The following is an 18088-nucleotide window of genomic DNA, read 5'->3' as shown; positions in this document are numbered from 1 at the left end:
AATGTAAAAAAGGCTCCTCAAGGAGCCTTTTTCATGAGAGAGAAAACTTACTCAGCGTCTACTGGCTGGTGCTCTATTTCAAGTTGCTCGTCCTCAGAGCTGGTTTGCTTTTTGTGCTCTTTTACCGCATCTAACGTTGCATTGACCAACACTGCTAGAGGAATTGCGAAGAATACGCCCCAGAAGCCCCAGAGGCCTCCAAACAGTAATATCGCGCCAATGATGGCCACTGGATGCAAATTCACAGCCTCAGAGAAAATAAGAGGCACTAAAACATTACCGTCTAAAACTTGGATAATGAAATAAGCGACCATCAAAATATAAAAATCTTGTGCTAGACCCCACTGGAAAAAAGCGATAAGCGCCACGGGGATCGTGACCAAGGCCGCCCCAACGTAAGGAATCAAGACGGACAAACCAACACACACACCTAAAAGTAGTGCATAGTTGAGGCCCATAATGGCGAAGGTAACATACGACACAACACCCACGATAATAATTTCGACCACTTTACCGCGGATATAGTTACCGATTTGTCGATTAACCTCAACCCACACTCTTTCAGCCAAATGCCTTTCTTGCGGTAGCCACTGGCTGCACCAGCCGAAAATCTTGTGGCGGTCTTTAAGGAAGAAAAAGACTAAAAGCGGCACCAGAATGATATAAACCAATAAGCTCGCGATACTGACTAAAGAGCTAAATGATGCACTGAGTAAAGCCTCACCTAAACTTCCAAGTTCGGAGTTAAGACTATTAATAAACCCATCCACCTGCTCTGTTGAGACAAAATTTGGATATTTGCTTGGAAGCTCAAGAACTTGCTCTTTCAACTTAAGCATAATGTTCGGTAACTCACCCACTAGTCGCGAACCCTGCTTCCAAATAAGCGGCACTAAGCCTAGAAAAATCACGATTGAAAGACCAATAAAACCCGCAAAGACTATAAGAACTGAAGTTAACCTCCCCACGCCTTTCTTTTGTAACGCGGTAACAGCCCACTCTAACAAATAGGCAATCACCAAAGCCCACAGGATTGGTGCTAAGATATCCCCAACCGTCAGAATAATGACAAATCCGACGATAATCAGCATGGTTAGCACAATAGTTGCAGGGCTAGAGAAGTTTCTTTGAAACCATCGAGTAAAAATTGACGTCATGAGCCACTCACGAAATATTTAATGATAGACAAGCCGAGCAGGTTAATTTTTATACTACCTCAGAGCTTGTCTGAGTTATACTTGCTAATGATTGAACTTTTACCACACAAGCCCCATCATATACAGTAACTTAACATTTATTTTATCAGAATGAGCAAAGGCATCATAAAACCGATAGTAACGCTTATCGCCAGTGGCTTGGCGGCTGTAAGCATTGCTATGACTGCGCAGACAAGTATTGCTGCAAGTGTCGATCTACCCAAAATCGGTGAAACTGCCGGCTCGACGTTATCCATCGCTAAAGAGCAGCAGATCGGCGATGACATTATGCGGCGTATCCATCGCAGCGAGTTTCTGATGAAAGATCCTATCGTCACAGATTACATCCAACATCTGGGCTATAAGCTCGTTGCCGCAAATCCAGACGCTCTAGGTAGGCAATTTCACTTTTTTATTATCCAAGAAAATTCGATTAATGCGTTCGCACTACCTGGGGGATATATTGGCATTCACTCAGGGTTGATTGAATCATCGCAAAGTGAGAGCGAGCTTGCTTCGGTATTAGGGCACGAGGTTGCGCACGTCACTCAACGCCACCTTGCGCGTCGACTTGAAAAACAAAATGAACTGTCCTTACCCAGCATATTAGGCATAGTAGCGTCAGTGCTAGCAGCGACCCAAAATCCTGAAGCCGGAATGGCCGGTGTCGCGGCGACACAAGCTGCTGGACAGCAAAGTATTATTAACCACACTCGAGAAAACGAAAAAGAAGCCGATAGGATTGGGATCACGATGCTGTCTGAGGCGGGCTTTGACGTTAGAGCTGCAGCGGATTTCTTTGAAACACTTCAGCAGGCAAGTCGTTATACCTTTAAGCCACCGGAAATATTATTGACGCACCCGCTGTCAAGAAACCGTATCGCTGCGGCAAGAGAGCGTGCTGATTTGTACCCTACAGTCGAACACCAAGACTCGCTAGATTACGAATTAGTCAAAGCTCGCATTCGAAGTAAAAGTCTTATTAACGACAGAGATGCCTACCGATCTTTTGAGGCCAAGCACAATAATAAACAACTTCAAAAGGCAGGCGAACGCTACCTTTTTGCGGAGCTCCTTAAGCAGCGTGGTCACTACAATCAAGCGATAGAGATAACCACAGAGCTTTATGAAGAACACCCCGACAGCCAACTATTACTGTTTAGTTTATCAGAAGCACACCTAGGCCGTGGTTCGGGTGAGAAAATGTTACCGTTACTGGAGAGCCAACTCAGCAAAGCGCCCGACTCAACCAAGTTGATTTTAGCCACCTCAGAAATCTATTTAAAAGCTAAGCAGCCCGAAAAAGCTGAGAGTTTGTTATTGCGGTACGTGGATGTGAATCAAAACAATCCTAACTACCTTAAATTATTGGCCAAAGCTCAAGCAGAGTCAGGACACACGCCAGAAATGTACGAGACAACTGGGCAATATTTACTCTTACTTGGTGACCTAAGAACCGCAAAAAAGCACTTTGAGTTAGCCTTACACGCAACGTCCGAAGACCCATATGCTCAAACCAGAATTCAAGCTCGCTTGGAAGACGTTAAGCAAAAAATCAGAGCCGACATTGAATCTCAGTCTAAGCGGTAGGCTTAGTCGCTTCCCTCAACTTTCGCTATTATTTGCAGTATTTTGGTGCGATCAATTTTTCCTAATATCGGCCCCATTGTTTGACCGCTTGGGCTGATCAAGTAGGTCCCTGGCAAACTTTGTGGTTTAGCGACTGGAAGATAAGGCATAGGCTCTGTTGCTACTATCGGATATTGTATGTCTAATTTATCAACTAAGCCCTCCAGTTCCTGATTGCTTAGTTTATCAAAGCTCACACCAATAACATTGATCTCAGGATTTTCAGCGACAAGCCTGCCCAGCTCCGGGATTTCTTCAAGACATGGAGGACACCATTCAGCCCAAAAGTTAATCACTAGCCACTGACCGCGATAATCTTCTATTGTTTTCTTTTCACCAGAAAGTAAGTAAAAGCTATTTTGGTTAGAGCATGACACTGCAAAGATAGCAGCAAGCGCTAAAAGAGATAAATAAAGTTTCCGCATAAGATATCAACTTAATCAAGTACTTAAACTCAGTATTGCCTACAAAAAAGTAGACTATGTCACATAATTTAGGCATATTATACAGACAAAGTTTTATCCGCTGAAAGAAAGTTTTCAAAAGATTTATTGGTAAAGGACGTTTGATGGACTCAATACAATTAACATACCCCTCAACCCAGCAAGGCCAAACGTTTATGATGGATCATAAGCCAAGCGCCGTAAAAAGCTGGTTAGCCGATCTGACTTTTACCGATACCAATAAATCGCTCGACCAATTACTACAGGCGGCTCGCACCCTAAATCGCACCGAGCAAAAAATTAGCCAGCGTGAAGACAATCTAGAGACCTTAGAACAGGGTTACCTTCAAATGGAGCGTCACTTCCGTCAGCATAACGACAAGCGGCTGGTGGTCCCAACCGAACATCAAGCCCAGCTGCTCAGTAACCTCACAACCGAAATGGCTTATGGTTATAAAAGAGTCGTTCATGAGTTAGCAGAACAAAAAGTTGCCCTCAATAAGCAAAAGCGTCTCGCACATGCGGTAAATCAAGCACAACATTATCTTGGACTGCACTTAATTGAACATTATCAACAGTACGCACCAATCCCCAGCTACATCTGGCACGAGCTTCATAAGCTTTTCCATTTTGCCGAGCAACAGCAGCTACTAAAGCTCAAGTTGAATAAACAAACAGATAGTTTGTTAGCCCTAGATACTATTGAAAATACCTATAAAAGAAACTGCCTTATGGCAGTTATTAACCCCTATCACGTAGAAGGGAATCAACATTGGCATCTATTTAAGTACTTTGGTCACTGGGCTCACCTGACGTCACTTTCTAGTGACTTAAAAAACTTTTCGGATAGTGAATGTTTCGTTATAGACTTGACCAGCGGCAAGCGTCCTGAATACGCCGCCTCGGAGAACGAATATGAAACACACCCTTTCTACCGTCTACTTATTACCTCTACGCTGTTAGAAAAGCTGAGTCAACAACTGCAACAGTTTGACGACAAAAATACGTTACCAACCCCTGGTTTCTACGACGTTATAGAGCCCAGTATTGGCTATAAATTACTGCAACAAATATATGCTTATTGTGATCACCACATCAAACGTAAAGATGCACGTTATCCCGTTGTTGGAACTGCTAGTATGGTTTGGGGGCTTTCAAGTATTGTAAAAGTCTTAAGGGCAGACACTCACTCTATAGAGACGAGAGAAGCGCTTAATGAAGAGCTTGGCTCAATTCTTGAAAGCAATTACGCTCAGCAACTTCACTGGCAAACCGTCAACTACAGTAACGGCGGTCTGTGTGTGCGACACCCCAAAGAAGACGTCACTCAGTTAAACGTAGGCAACCTGGTTCTACTAAAACGTCATATTAATAACCAACCGCAAAGAGCTTGGCAACTAGGCATTGTCCGTTGGCTAAATGGCCATAAAAACACAGGCGCGGCTATGGGAATAGAATACTTTCATGGCGAGAAAAAGTTAGCGCTATACCTAACGAAAAACCATTACAATGAAACGGTGAAACATACTGTATTAATGGTGTCTCCTTTCGACAGCCATGAAACACTTCTTGTGACACCCAAGCACCTTATAGGAGAGCGCAAAACCATCAAACTAGAAGTAGATGGAAAAGCGACTCAACACTATATAACAGCTTCCGTTGAATCAAACTCACTCATTGCCGTCTTTGAGGTCTCCACCACTTCGAATGATTGAGACATCAAGAATCTCGTTGATAGCCTCGTTCGCTTTTTCAACATGCTTTGAATATAAATGACTGTTATCCACTTCTAATGCTTGATTATTGTTAGGTAAGCGCCACGGGCCTTCTCTATAGACTCTGCCAATTGTCAAATCTTGTGCATTCAACTGTAAGCAGTACTGACCATTTTCAAGTTTAGCCAAGTAACTCAAGTTCAATAACTGCTCGACAAGGTAACGTAATGTTTGTCCGTGCAGATAAGAAAACTTGCTTCTCAACTGGTCAATGGTTAGCGAGCTTTCGTTCGACTGGGCGTGTGAGAAAAACTGTAGAATTTTCAAAATTGAAATAAATTCATGCTCCGTTTTTTCCCGTTTCATTTCAAATCGATGCAAGGCAAAACAAATGACAGCGCCAAGTATCAAAATAATCCATGACAGAAATACCCATAAAAAGAACAGTGGAATAGCTGTAATAGCGCCATAAATCACTTCATAGGTCGAAAACTTAGCGACGAATAAGGCAAAGCCATACTTCGCAAGTTCAAACAATAACGCCGTGATGGTTGCCGCAGTAACGGCTTTGCGAAACTTAACATGGCTAAAAGGCGCCACCATGAAAAGCGCTGTAAAAGCTAAAACAATAAGAATGAAAGGCAAGCCGAAGGTCAGAATACCACTAATGCTTGAGACCAACGGTAATGCTGCAAAATAGGACGAAACAGCTAAACTGGCAGCAATTAAAATTGGCGCCATTGTCAACATTGCCCAATAAGAAATCCATTTCTGAATGCCCCGTCTGCGATTCTTCGTTTCCCATACCGTGTTAATCGCCCGATCTATCGCTCGCATCAACATCATTGATGTCAAAAACAAAAAAGCAAAACCAACCGCTGAGAGGTTTTTAGACTTAGCTACATACTCGTTCAAGTGATCCTGAACGGCCAAACCTGTCTCAGGCAAAAAGTTTTTAAAGATCAGCTCCTGAACTTCAACATTTAATTTTTCAAAAGCTGGAAAGATTGCCATTAGGCTAACAGCAACCGTCATCAGCGGCACCAAAGCCAACATGGTATTTAAAGTTAACTCAGCCGCCATCGAGCTGCTATTTTTCTTGGCGAATTCGCTGAAGACAAACTTAGCGAAAGCTTTTAGCCATTTAATCCTTTTTTCTAACATCAATTATGCCTAGAATAGTCGCATGAATTTATAAATCTGACACTATTATGAGCGATTTTAACATTTTACATAACCCTCGTTGTTCAAAATCTCGTCAAACTCTAGAATTACTTCAAGAAAATGGCGTAGAACCAAACGTTGTAAAGTACCTTGAAACACCGCCATCTGAGAAAGAAATCAGCAGTATCGTTAAGTTACTTGGCGTCAGCCCTCGTGATATTCTGCGTAAAAAAGAAGCCGAATACAAAGAGTCTGGTCTTGATAATCAGGATTTAAGCGATAAAGAAGTGATTCAGCTAATGGTAAAATATCCAAAAGTTATTGAACGTCCGATTGTCTATAGCACCAAAGCGGCAGCCGTTGGACGTCCTCCGGAAAACGTTCTTGATATCATCAAGTAAGACAATACATGAATACCATTTTAGTACTTTACTATTCTCGCTCTGGCAATACACGCGCCATGGCGAGACTGATTGCGCGGGGCATTGAGCAGGTTGATGGCTGTGAGGCCATGCTGAGAACAGTACCGCCGGTCAGTGCGAATCATGAGGCTACCGAAGAAGCCATTCCATCCGATGGTGAGCCTTATGTGTCGCTGGATGATCTTGAGCAATGCTCTGGCTTAGTGCTAGGTAGTCCGACTCGGTTTGGGAATATGGCATCACCACTAAAGTACTTTTTGGAGCAAACATCGTCACACTGGCTTTCAGGCACTTTAAGCGGCAAGCCGGCAAGTGTGTTCACCTCAACCAGCTCAATGCATGGAGGTCAAGAGTCCACCTTATTGACGATGATGATACCGCTACTGCACCATGGCATGGTGATTGCAGGACTTCCCTACTCGGAAACAGAGCTGGTCAAAACAAAAACGGGGGGAACTCCCTATGGCGCATCTCACCTTGCTGGCGCTGAGAGCAATTATGATATTACTGAGTCTGAAAAAGCCTTATGCATTGCTCAAGGCAGGCGCATGGCAGAACTCAGTAAAAAACTAGTCGCAGGAGAAGACGGGTAACACAACAATGAATATTCACTTAAAAAAAGCTCTAAGAGCCCGACTCATTGCCGTAGCCAGTTTCTTGGCCATTGTTATTATCTTGCCAGTTTTTATTTGGTTAAACCATGAAAAGCCCGCTTTACGCTGGGTATCACTTGCAATTTGGTGGCTTCCACTATTGTTAGCAGTGCCTGGCATGTTTAGAGGCAAAACCTATACCTATGGCTGGACGGGCTTTATCATTTTGCTGCCCTTCTTTTATGCATTCTTCTATATCATGGAGCCGCAAAAGGTAGTTTGGGCGTCGGTTATCGTGGTGCTCTCGGTAATTTACTTCCTGATGTCTGTCAGCTACGTTAAACAATTCGCACTATCCCAAGGCGTAAAAACTAATGCTGATGCAAAAAAAGCTAAGGGTATAGAATAAAAAACTGGATACTTAACATAAAAAAGGCTGGTATAAACCAGCCTTTTTTGTCAGCTTTAAATTATACATCAAACAGGTTTTTATAAGCCCGAAAGCGTAGAAAGTGATCACAAAGCACTAACGCCGCCATCGCCTCAACAATGGGTACTGCTCGAGGCAGAACACAAGGATCGTGACGTCCGCGACCATGAAATACCACATCCTCGCCCTTAAGGTTAACGGTTTCTTGTTCACGGATAATGGTTGGTGTTGGCTTGAAAGCCACCCTAAATATCACAGGCATACCGTTTGATATACCGCCCTGAACTCCGCCTGAGTAATTGGTCTTAGTACTGACTGAACCATTATCGTCAAAGAAAACATCGTTATGTGTCGAACCTTGCATCATGGTTCCAGCAAAGCCAGAACCAATTTCAAAGCCTTTGCTCGCATTGATCGACAGCATGGCTTTCGCTAAATCAGCTTCCAGCTTATCGAACACTGGCTCACCCAAGCCGACCGGAACATTGCGCAATTGACATTCCACCACCCCACCGAGCGAGTCTCCAGCTTTACGCGCGGCTTCAATTTTTTTAACCATACGCTCAGCCAACTCCGTATCCGGACAGCGAACTAGATTGGCTTCAATTAAGTCAGCATCAATGGCTTCCGGCTCAACCTTCAGCTCTAAGTCTTGCACACTTTTAACGTAACCAATGATATCAACACCCAGCGCTTCCGTGAGTACTTTTCGTGCCACAGCACCCGCGGCAACATGTCCTGCCGTCACACGAGCAGAGCTTCGTCCGCCCCCTGCAACATCGCGAATACCGTACTTTTGTTGGTAGGTATAATCCGCATGGCTGGGGCGATACAGCTTCGCCATTTCGGAGTAGTCTTTGCTTTTTTGATCGTTATTGCGGATAAATAAGGTTAACGGGGTGCCAGTCGTCATTCCATCAACAGTACCCGACAAAATCTCCACCGCATCCGCTTCATCACGTCGCGTGGTAATAGAACTTTGACCGGGACGACGTTTGTCTAAATACGGCTGAATATCCTCTTCTGAGAGCTTTAGGCCAGCTGGGCAGCCTTCAACGACCACACCGATGCCTTTACCGTGAGACTCGCCCCAGTTACTGATTTTAAATAATTTGCCGAAGCTATCGCCCGCCATTTTTCTATCTCCACATTTTTCTATGCTAAGAAGCTGTTGCCACGACTTGTGTTTCTACACCAATTTGCTGCAAAAACTCCCAGTACCGTGGAAATGATTTCTCTACTGCCTGAGCATCTGTGATGGTAATGCCCGGTAACTTGATTCCAATTAACGCAAAACTCATGGCCAAACGATGATCATGACAACTGGAAAGCTCGGCTAAAGAAAGCGTCTGACCACCCTTCACACGGATACTGTCCTCATCATAATCAATGTTTGCTCCAAGTTTATTAAGCTCATCACAAAGGTCAACAATACGGTTCGACTCTTTAAAAGCGAGGTGAGCGATATTGGTGATATGTGTTTCACCCTGTGCAAACATCGCCAAGACCACTAAAGTCGGCACCACATCCGGCATATCACCCATATCGACGGTAATGCCGCTTAGCGGCCGCTGATAGCTTAGGAACAACTGACTGTCATGTCGCTCGACTGCAGCGCCCATTTTTTCCAGTACTTGATAAAACTTTGACTCCCCCTGTGGTGAGTCAAAGTCAAAGGCGTTTAAAGTTACGCTGGTTTCTGCAAGCAACCCTGCTGCCATGAAATAACTGCTGCTGACCACGTCGCTGGCAATATTAATATCAGCCGCTTTCAGTTGCTGATTCGCAGGAACTTTCAGCTGAGTACTCGATACTTCCTCGACCACACCACCAAACTTCTCAATCGCATTTTTGGTTAACTGAATATAGCTCGATGAGACGGTCTTACCTTTTAGCATCAGCACCGTCTCAGTTTCGGCTTTTAAGCATGCGATCAACAAGCCGCTCAAGTATTGACTGCTGCGGCTGGTATCCAGCTCTACCTCGCCACCCTTAATCGGCCCTTTAAGCGTGATGGGTAGCCTATTGCTATCGACGGAAACACCAAGGTCACGCAAGCTTTGTGAGACTTCTCGCATCGGTCTTTGGCGCATCTGCTCGCTGGCGTCAACCACCACCTCAGAGCTCAAGTTACTCGCCACGGCCGTGATAAAACGACTCAAAGTACCACTGTCACGACAGTTAATATGAGCCGTATCACTTAAACTGTAATGCGTGATACCTTGAATCTCAACAACCCCAGGCTCGATATCAGTCACCACAGCTCCAAGCTGGCTGATCGCCTCTAACGCCGCTTCAATATCATCATTTTGCGGCAAGTTACTCAGTCGAGTCGTTCCAGTTGCTATCGCAGCCAATGCGATATAGCGATTGGCTAAATACTTACTCCCTGGAACCGTCACCGTCGGCGAATCGATGGTATGGGAAACAACTTGTCTCTTTGGCATAGTCTTTATTACTTTTAGATCATTGAGGCCTAAAAGCCCTTATTTCTCTTAAGGTTGTAACTCTTCAATTAATTCAGATAGCAGCTCAATATCACGATCACTCAAGCCATCTGACTCTACTGCGTCCTCAACGAATAACGCAAACTCAGCAAACCATTGCTCGTCTGTTAAATCGTCCACCGGAATTAAATCCACCATCGGGATGAGATACCCCACTAAAAACAACTTTTCTTCTTCAACTGTTTGCTCAAGATGTAATAACTTTTGCTTAATTTGCTCAGCAATCGGCATAACCCACTCTCTTCTTCAACATAATTAAGACCAGACCAGCACTAAGCTGTGTTGGCGTGGTCTGTGTGTGCAGCTTGAGCAATTGATCGTACATAGTCGCCAATCTGCTCTAGCATGATTTGAGGGCTATTATAATGTTGATTGATCAAGTTAACTATGGCTGAGCCGGTAATAATTCCATCGACGCCAGCATTCGCCGCATCAAATACGTGTTTCGGCTCTGAAATACCGAAACCTTGTACCAACGGCGGACTATTAAAGGCTTTTAACTTACCTAAGAAGTCGGTTTTTGCTTGAGTTGCCGCCACTTCAGTACCGGTAATGCCTTTTCGGCTGAGTACATAGGTGTAGCCTTTACTATGCTCAGCAATCTGGCGTAACGTGTCATCACTCGCATCTGGCGGGGCAATAAAAACCAGCTGTACACCGCATGCATCAGCTTTAGCAGCGAATAACTGCGACTCTTTCACCGGGCAGTCTGCCACTAGCACTGAGTCGATACCGACCTCATGGCATTGATTAAAGAAGCTTTCAATGCCTTGTGCAAAGACCAAATTGGCATAAGTTAACAAGCCAATGGGTAACTCTGGGTATTTAGCTCGAACTTTACCGATTAGGCTTAAACCTGATTTGATCGAAAAATGATTTGCCAACGGCCTCAGAGCAGCCTGCTGGATGACAGGTCCATCAGCCACAGGATCTGAAAAGGCCAAACCTAGCTCTAACCCATCAGCACCATTTTCAACCAGCTGATCAATAATTTGCAGCGACAGTTCTTCGTTAGGATCACCAACAATAACAAACGGGATGTAAGCCAGATGATTACTGGAAGACACTTTATTGAACATATTTTGATAACGCATATTCGCTCCCATGCTAGGCCTCTTTACCCTGCTCTAAAATACTCATGACGTGACTTAAATCTTTATCACCACGCCCCGACAGGTTTACCAATAACACCGTGGGCTTGGTCATTTCCTCACTTAATTTTTTCGCATACGCCAAAGCATGCGACGATTCCAGTGCTGGGATAATTCCCTCTGCGTGCGATAAATCCTGAAACGCCTGCAACGCTTCCTCATCCGTAATTCCAACGTACTCCGCTCGCCCACTAGTCATAAGGTGCACATGCTCAGGACCCACTGCAGGGTAATCCAGTCCAGCAGACACCGAGTGAGACTCACGAATTTGCCCTTCCTCGGTTTGCAGAATATGCGTTCTGGAGCCATGAATAATACCTTCGGTACCTCTTAACAAGGTTGCACCATGGGCATCCGAATCCAAGCCATGTCCTGCCGGCTCGACACCAATCAACTTAACCTGCTTATCTTTGATGAAGTCAGCGAAAATACCAATCGCGTTAGAGCCTCCACCGACACAAGCAATAACCGCATCCGGCAGTTGCCCGGTTTGCTCTAGCATTTGCTTTTTAGCTTCCTCGCCAATCACTTGCTGAAAGCGCTTCACCATTTTTGGAAAAGGGTGTGGTCCCGCGGCTGTCCCCAGCAAATAGTGGGTATCATCATAACTCGCCGCCCAGTCTCTCAAGGCTTCATTGATTGCATCTTTTAAACTCGCGCTGCCGTTATCCACAGGAATCACCTCGGCACCCATCAAGCGCATTCTGAAAACGTTTGGGGCTTGGCGGTCACAATCTTTCTTGCCCATGTAAACCGTCACTTTAAGACCGAGTAGCGCACAGGCAAGCGCTGTCGCTACGCCATGTTGACCGGCTCCAGTTTCAGCAATGATTCGTGTCTTACCCATCCTTTTTGCCAATAAAGCTTGTGCTAACACTTGATTGGTTTTGTGTGCACCACCATGCAATAAATCTTCGCGCTTTAGGAAAACTCGGCAGTTTTCAGTTCGGCCAAAAGTTTTACATTCGGTCAGCGGTGTCGGCCTTCCGGCATAGTTACTCAAAAGCTGATTCAGCTCATCTAAAAACGCCTCATCAGTAATCGCACTTTCAAAAGCTTGTTCTAACTGCTCTAACGCTGGAACTAAAATCTGTGGAACAAACTGTCCCCCATACTGCCCTATGTAGGCACCGTTATATTCAAACTGTGTTGACTCATTCTCTTTTAATGACATCGTAAACCTCTATACCGTTTCTGGCTGACTGCCGTTATGACGGCTTCGTCCAGATATTGCTCTAGCATTCGCAAAGAGCTGCTTTATTTTTTGCGGTGACTTAACGCCGGGAGAATCCTCAGTGCCACCACAGACATCAATAGCACTTACTCCGCGTGACTTGAGCTCACCAATATTATCAGGTGTAACGCCACCAGCGATACGAAACTTGAACTGGGGGTACTGTTCCTTTAACTGCGAAATTATCGACCAATCAAAGGTTTCTCCGGTTCCCCCCTTGACGCTACCCACCTGAGTATCCAGCAAAATTTCATCCACGGCATACTCAGGTATAACCGGAAGACTAGCTCCGGCCTGAACAGAAACCACTTTCGATACAAAGCAGCTTTCTGGTAACAGTGGCTTTAATTCCTCAACATACTCCACAGACTCATCACCATGCAATTGAACTCCTGACAAATCATATTGCTCAACAAAGCTTTTGACTTGCTCGGTTGAGTGGTTTTGAAAAACACCGACTAGCGGCTGCTTTGTAGCCACTTTCTCACTGACTTTCCGTGGAGACTTCTCAGCAAAAATCACACCCAATGTAGACGCAGGCATTTCTTTAACGATATTGGCAGCCGACTGGTCTTTAACACCGCAAATTTTAATATCGCCATACACTAACTGTTTTGCCGCACGATCTAAATCGCGCTGACTCATTAAGCTACTACCAACTAAACAAGCGTCAGCAAGCGGCGAAAGCGTCAACACATCGTCATGAGTCGAAATACCAGACTCAGTCACTACCACTGTTTCACTAGGAATTCGCCCCACTAAACGCGCCGTATGACTCAGGTCAATGCTTAAATCTTTAAGGTTGCGGTTATTAACGCCAATGATTTTTGCACCGAGTTGTAAGGCTCGCTCAAGTTCTTTTTCGTCATGGATTTCCGTTAAAATATCGAGATCATATTTTTCCGCTTCTTTTTGGCAAGCCTTATATTCATGGTCATTAAGTACTGAAAGCATTAATAAAATCGCATCAGCGCCATAAAATCGTGCCTGTCGAACCTGCTTAGGCTCTAAGATAAAGTCTTTGCATAAAACGGGTTTATCCGTATGCTCGCTGACATACTTTAGGTTTGCGTAACTGCCGCGAAAAAAACGGTCTTCCGTGAGGACTGAAATGGCATCAGCATACTGATTATAAATTGGCACAATCTGTTCAAGGTTGAAATCCTCTCGAATCAAACCTTTTGAGGGCGATGCCATCTTGCATTCCATAATAAAACCAAAGTGAGGCTGCTTCAGCGCATCATAAAAACTTTTGACGCTAGGCACTAAGCCAGTCACGTCAGGGCTATTAGCTAGAGTTTCACGGCGATGCTCCACAATGGCTTGTAACACATTAACCATTTGATAGCTCCTTAATTGTATTCAGATGACTCAAGCCTTGACCACTTTGAATAATGTGTTTTGCCTTGGTGTAACCTTCTTTAAAGTCTTGCGCGAGACCATTAAGCACTAATAGTGCGGAGCAATTAACCGCAACCATATCAACATGGGCTTCTGGCGCGTCACCACTCAAAAGCTGAAGAGCCGCCGTAACATTATCGACGCCTTCAGACACTTGAATCGCCGCTAAATCATGGCGCTTAGCTGAAAAGTCTTCTGGCGTAAGCTCAAAGCTTTCTATCACACCATGATTCAATGATACGGCTTTGGTTGGACCGTGGACTGCAATTTCATCCAAGCCCGAGCCATGAACAATCAAAGCTCTCTTAGTACCCAGTAAATCTAGAATCTTTGCAAACGGCTCCAAATACTGCTCATCATACACGCCAAGCAACTGGGTATCAGGTAAGGCGGGGTTTGCCAGAGGGCCAATCAAGTTGAAAATAGTACGGGTTTTCAGTGAGCGTCTAACTGGCATCACATGCCTTACTCCTTGGTGATAATCGGGCGCGTACAAAAAGCAAAAGTTTGCATCATCAAGCAACGCTTTACTTGTGGCAGCATCCAAATCAATTTTGACACCGAGCTGCTCCATCAGGTCCGCAGAGCCACACTTTGAAGATACAGAGCGATTACCATGCTTGACAATTTTAACGCCTGCACACGCAGCTACAATCGCTACTAGGGTAGATACATTAATTGTGTTCAACCCATCGCCGCCGGTACCACAACAATCGCTAACTGAGTATTCGCATGGAGGGAAGTATTGAGCTTCCTGACGCAAAGCTGCGGCAGCGCCAGCAATCTCTTCAACAGTCTCCCCTTTCGTTTTTAGTGCCGCTAACATTGCTGCAACGACAGGTAGTTCTATATCACCCTGCAATACTTGTCGGAAAGACATGCTAGCCTGCTCAAAGTTCAGGTGCTGACCTTGATACACATTCTCAAGCAAATTCAGCATACGACACTCCTTCCTTTTTGATTTTTTTGTTTAATGCCAAATCAATAAAGTTATTCAGAATCTTAGTCCCGTCACGAGTCATAATACTTTCTGGATGAAACTGAAGACCAAAAACATGATGCTCAATGTGTGATATCGCCATAACTTCATCATCACTAGTAATAGCATCGACTCGCAAATCATTGGTCAGCTCTATTGCGGCAAGAGAGTGGTAGCGAGCCACCGTGATCTTTGCCCCCAACACATCCAGCAAACCAGACTGAAAAGACTGTAAAGTCGCCGCTTTGCCGTGAACGATTTCTTTAGCTGTGCCAACCTTTCCGCCAAATGCTTCAATGATGACCTGATGGCCAAGGCAGACCCCTAAAATAGGCTTCTCACTGGCAATTTCTTTAACCAGTTTGATGCAGTGACCTGCTTCACGCGGCGTTCCTGGCCCCGGAGAAATAACCACGGCATCGACCGACTTGGTCAGCTTTAACAGATCGCTGTAAGGTATATCATTACGACAGACAATGACTTCGCCTCCAGCAAGCTCTAGTTCATATTTAAGGTTATAAATAAACGAATCGTAGTTATCGATAAGCAATGTTTTCATGACAGTAACTCCGATTGAGGCGGTTGAGAACGGCAAGCATCAATCACAGCTTTCGCTTTATTGACCGTTTCTAAAGCTTCTAAATGTGGCTCAGAATCATGCACAATACCAGCACCAGCGGTTATTTTGGCCATTCCGTCTGCGACTACAGCGGAGCGGATAATAATGGCGCTATCAAATTCATCATTGGCGTTTAGAACACAAACGGCTCCACCATAATACCCTCGCCCGACTTCTTCTTGATGGCGAATGATCTCCATAGCTTTTATCTTTGGTGCCCCGGTTAAGGTTCCCATGTTGGCGCAGGCGCGGTATGCAATGATGGAATCAACACCTGGCTGCAACACACCTTTAATTTCCGAAACCATATGTTGAACGTGTGAGTACTTTACGATTTGTTTTAACTGAGTAACTTGGCGCGTTCCAGGGACCACCACTTTGGCTAAATCATTCCGTGCCAAGTCGACCAGCATCATATGCTCTGCAGATTCTTTTTCGTCTTCGAGCAGTTCAAACTCAATTCGCGAGTCTTGGTCATGATTAATCTCACCTGTACAACCATCAATCGCCCGCTTGCGAGTACCGGCTATAGGATACAGGTAGATATCACGCTGCTGATTAACTTTTAAGGCGCTCTCAGGACTGGCGCCAAAAAGCTCTTTATCACCAAAATTAATGAAATACATGTAAGGTGAAGGATTGGTTAAGCGTAATTTTCCATAGGCTTTGTAAGCATTTGAACAGGTAACATTAAATGTTCTAGCTAGTACCACCTGAAAGATATCGCCTTTGATAATTCGTTTTTTGGCAGATGCGACAAACTCATAATAATCATTATCAGAGATATTCAGCGCCAAAGTGGCGGCTTCGTGGTTATCATTAAAGCTTAGAAGGTCACTAGACGACTGAGTGACTAAGACATCATAAATACTTTCTAGATCCACGCCTAAACGAACCGTGTTATCAGCGTTAGTTCCAAAGCCTTTAACCACGATTTTTGCCGACTGACTATCACGCTGCTGTATTACCAGCTGATCCGCCACATAAAAGCAGTAATCTTCTTGCTCTTTCTTGACCTCAGGCAAGTCTTCATACTGATCCACCAGCTCATAGCTAAAAGCACCGATGAGCATCGAGCTATCATTATCAGCATGGCTATCGTTTTTGAGCAGATCCCGCAAGTACTGTAGAACCGACACCGTCGTGGTTTGAGAAAGTCTCAGAGTTTCATCATTAAGGGATTGGGCTTTAGTAAGAGTTAACTCTGTTACATGACTACCCTTAATGACCTCAAAAGAATGGTTAAGAGACTCTAGCTCATTGATTGTCTTAAGTAGCTCCTGCCCATTTGGGTTTAAAGCCGTCAATGTCACCTTATTATCCAGCGCTTTGATTTGGAGTGCCGCTGACACCATGATGACGCTTTTTTGGTGTTGATGAGTACCCGCTTCGGCTGTTTCTAATAATGCAGTATGCTTAATCTGCCCCTTATCGGCTAAGACGCCGTAAACCTGAAAGGGGCTTAAACTCAGCGGAAGCTTACGAGTTAACGTATTAACTTGCATTGAGGGCCTCCTGATAGGTTCTACCGCTCGCTTTGATAAACGGAATCAGCTGCTGCATTAATTGAGCAAAATCATCTGGCGATAAAGCCTGTGCTGCGTCTGATACAGATTCGCGAGGATTGCGGTGAGACTCAATGATTAAACCATCAGCCCCGCAGGCCACACCAGCTTTAGCCATAGGACCGACTAAAGTTCTAACACCTGTACCGTGCGAAGGATCGACGATAACCGGCAAGTGGCTTTTCTCTTTGATATAAGCAACAGCATTCAAATCTAAGGTATTGCGTGTGGCTGTCTCAAAGGTTCGAATTCCACGTTCGCAAATCATGACATAAGGATTGCCCGTAGCAACAATATACTCCGCCGCTAAAAGTAACTCTTCTATAGTCGCTGACAAACCTCTTTTTAGCAGCACCGGATGTTTGGTTTCACCGACAGCTTTAAGAAGAGTGTAGTTCTGCATATTGCGAGCGCCAATTTGGAAAGCCGAGGTGTAACGAGCAACATCATCCAAGTCATTCACATCCATGATTTCAGTGATCGTATCCATACCAACTTCTTTACCGACCTGCTCCATGATTTTAAGTCCTTCAACACCTAAGCCTTGGAACGAATATGGGCTGGTGCGTGGCTTAAAAGCTCCGCCACGCAAAACGGTTGCTCCTGAAGACTTAACTTGTTTGGCGGTTTCAAGTAGTTGTTCATAGCTCTCGATAGCACATGGCCCGGCCATAATCGTAAATTGATCACCACCCACTGGAGTATTACCAACATTTACAACTGTGTCATGAGGATAAATTTCACGACTCACCAACTTATATTTACTCAGTACGGGCTTTAAATGCTCAACCTGAGGATGGTTATCGAAGTGCAGCGACTGTAAAATACGTTCATCACCCAGAGCGCCAATAACCGTCCGTTCAACACCTGGCATATGTAGCGGCTTAAGCCCAGCCTCTTCAATCTGATTTAAGATTTCTTGAGCGTCTGCTTCAGTAGCTGTTGGTTTCAAAATAATAATCATGGTTCATTTCCTTTTAATATCAATATTTAAATTCAAAATTTTATAGACACAAAAAAACCCGCACGAAGGCGGGTTT

The 18088-nt window shown here is 44.6% G+C and carries 18 protein-coding genes; 5 read left to right on the top strand and 13 right to left on the bottom strand.

What is annotated here, in order from left to right; genetic code table 11:
- Window positions 1-47: 47 nt before the first annotated feature.
- Window positions 48-1157 (bottom strand): AI-2E family transporter, encoded by a 1110-nt coding sequence (locus tag ABD943_RS11220; RefSeq protein ID WP_345293277.1) that lies wholly within the window; start codon window positions 1155-1157, stop codon window positions 48-50.
- 150 nt (window positions 1158-1307) lie between these two features.
- Between ABD943_RS11220 and ABD943_RS11215 the strand changes: the two genes are divergently transcribed.
- Window positions 1308-2786, top strand: coding sequence for a M48 family metalloprotease (locus ABD943_RS11215; RefSeq protein ID WP_345293276.1), 1479 nt, complete (start codon window positions 1308-1310; stop codon window positions 2784-2786).
- A gap of 2 nt (window positions 2787-2788) precedes the next feature.
- On the opposite strand, the gene ABD943_RS11210 is transcribed toward ABD943_RS11215, so the two are convergent.
- The gene (locus ABD943_RS11210; protein ID WP_345293275.1) at window positions 2789-3250 is read right to left on the bottom strand and encodes a TlpA family protein disulfide reductase; all 462 of its coding nucleotides are present in this window, start codon (window positions 3248-3250) and stop codon (window positions 2789-2791) included.
- Between the two features lie 143 nt (window positions 3251-3393).
- Between ABD943_RS11210 and ABD943_RS11205 the strand changes: the two genes are divergently transcribed.
- Window positions 3394-4983 (top strand): hypothetical protein, encoded by a 1590-nt coding sequence (locus tag ABD943_RS11205; RefSeq protein WP_345293274.1) that lies wholly within the window; start codon window positions 3394-3396, stop codon window positions 4981-4983.
- On the opposite strand, the gene ABD943_RS11200 is transcribed toward ABD943_RS11205, so the two are convergent.
- Window positions 4939-6147 carry a YihY family inner membrane protein gene (locus tag ABD943_RS11200; protein ID WP_345293273.1) on the bottom strand — a complete coding sequence of 403 codons (1209 nt, stop codon included), beginning with the start codon at window positions 6145-6147 and terminating at the stop codon, window positions 4939-4941. The genes ABD943_RS11205 and ABD943_RS11200 overlap by 45 nt on opposite strands.
- 47 nt (window positions 6148-6194) lie before the next feature.
- Between ABD943_RS11200 and arsC the strand changes: the two genes are divergently transcribed.
- From arsC to ABD943_RS11185, 3 genes are read left to right on the top strand one after another with little or no spacing between them, the layout of a single operon-like run.
- Complete coding sequence (gene arsC, locus ABD943_RS11195) at window positions 6195-6548, top strand: arsenate reductase (glutaredoxin) (protein ID WP_345293272.1); 354 nt, start codon at window positions 6195-6197, stop codon at window positions 6546-6548.
- An 8-nt stretch (window positions 6549-6556) separates the two neighbouring features.
- Window positions 6557-7162: an NAD(P)H:quinone oxidoreductase gene (wrbA, locus tag ABD943_RS11190; protein ID WP_345293271.1), complete on the top strand. Its 606-nt coding sequence runs from the start codon at window positions 6557-6559 to the stop codon at window positions 7160-7162.
- Between the two features lie 7 nt (window positions 7163-7169).
- Complete coding sequence (locus ABD943_RS11185) at window positions 7170-7571, top strand: DUF2069 domain-containing protein (protein ID WP_345293270.1); 402 nt, start codon at window positions 7170-7172, stop codon at window positions 7569-7571.
- A gap of 61 nt (window positions 7572-7632) precedes the next feature.
- Here the strand turns inward: ABD943_RS11185 and aroC are convergent, their stop codons facing one another.
- The 10 genes from aroC to aroF are packed head-to-tail and all read right to left on the bottom strand — an operon-like array spanning window position 7633 to window position 18012.
- The gene (aroC, locus tag ABD943_RS11180) at window positions 7633-8727 is read right to left on the bottom strand and encodes a chorismate synthase (RefSeq protein WP_345293269.1); all 1095 of its coding nucleotides are present in this window, start codon (window positions 8725-8727) and stop codon (window positions 7633-7635) included.
- 25 nt (window positions 8728-8752) lie between these two features.
- Window positions 8753-10039 (bottom strand): 3-phosphoshikimate 1-carboxyvinyltransferase, encoded by a 1287-nt coding sequence (aroA, locus tag ABD943_RS11175; protein WP_345293268.1) that lies wholly within the window; start codon window positions 10037-10039, stop codon window positions 8753-8755.
- Between the two features lie 48 nt (window positions 10040-10087).
- Complete coding sequence (locus tag ABD943_RS11170) at window positions 10088-10330, bottom strand: hypothetical protein (protein WP_345293267.1); 243 nt, start codon at window positions 10328-10330, stop codon at window positions 10088-10090.
- A gap of 41 nt (window positions 10331-10371) precedes the next feature.
- Complete coding sequence (gene trpA, locus ABD943_RS11165; protein WP_345293266.1) at window positions 10372-11193, bottom strand: tryptophan synthase subunit alpha; 822 nt, start codon at window positions 11191-11193, stop codon at window positions 10372-10374.
- Between the two features lie 13 nt (window positions 11194-11206).
- Window positions 11207-12424, bottom strand: a complete 1218-nt coding sequence (gene trpB, locus ABD943_RS11160) for a tryptophan synthase subunit beta (RefSeq protein ID WP_345293265.1) — start codon at window positions 12422-12424, stop codon at window positions 11207-11209.
- Between the two features lie 9 nt (window positions 12425-12433).
- Window positions 12434-13825 (bottom strand): bifunctional indole-3-glycerol-phosphate synthase TrpC/phosphoribosylanthranilate isomerase TrpF, encoded by a 1392-nt coding sequence (gene trpCF / locus ABD943_RS11155; protein WP_345293264.1) that lies wholly within the window; start codon window positions 13823-13825, stop codon window positions 12434-12436.
- Window positions 13818-14825, bottom strand: coding sequence for an anthranilate phosphoribosyltransferase (gene trpD, locus ABD943_RS11150; RefSeq protein ID WP_345293263.1), 1008 nt, complete (start codon window positions 14823-14825; stop codon window positions 13818-13820). The genes trpCF and trpD overlap by 8 nt, the downstream gene beginning before the upstream one ends.
- Entirely contained in the window at window positions 14809-15423 is a 615-nt protein-coding gene (locus tag ABD943_RS11145; protein ID WP_345293262.1) for an anthranilate synthase component II, read from the bottom strand. Before ABD943_RS11145 ends, trpD begins: the two co-directional genes overlap by 17 nt.
- Complete coding sequence (locus tag ABD943_RS11140) at window positions 15420-16988, bottom strand: anthranilate synthase component 1 (protein ID WP_345293261.1); 1569 nt, start codon at window positions 16986-16988, stop codon at window positions 15420-15422. The genes ABD943_RS11145 and ABD943_RS11140 overlap by 4 nt, the downstream gene beginning before the upstream one ends.
- Window positions 16978-18012, bottom strand: a complete 1035-nt coding sequence (gene aroF / locus ABD943_RS11135; RefSeq protein ID WP_345293260.1) for a 3-deoxy-7-phosphoheptulonate synthase — start codon at window positions 18010-18012, stop codon at window positions 16978-16980. Before aroF ends, ABD943_RS11140 begins: the two co-directional genes overlap by 11 nt.
- Window positions 18013-18088 lie beyond the last annotated feature (76 nt).

This window comes from Kangiella marina (assembly GCF_039541235.1).
GTDB classification, from domain to species: domain Bacteria; phylum Pseudomonadota; class Gammaproteobacteria; order Enterobacterales; family Kangiellaceae; genus Kangiella; species Kangiella marina.
The sequence above is the reverse complement of the archived record's forward strand: the minus strand, read 5'-3'. Positions and strand labels throughout refer to the sequence as shown.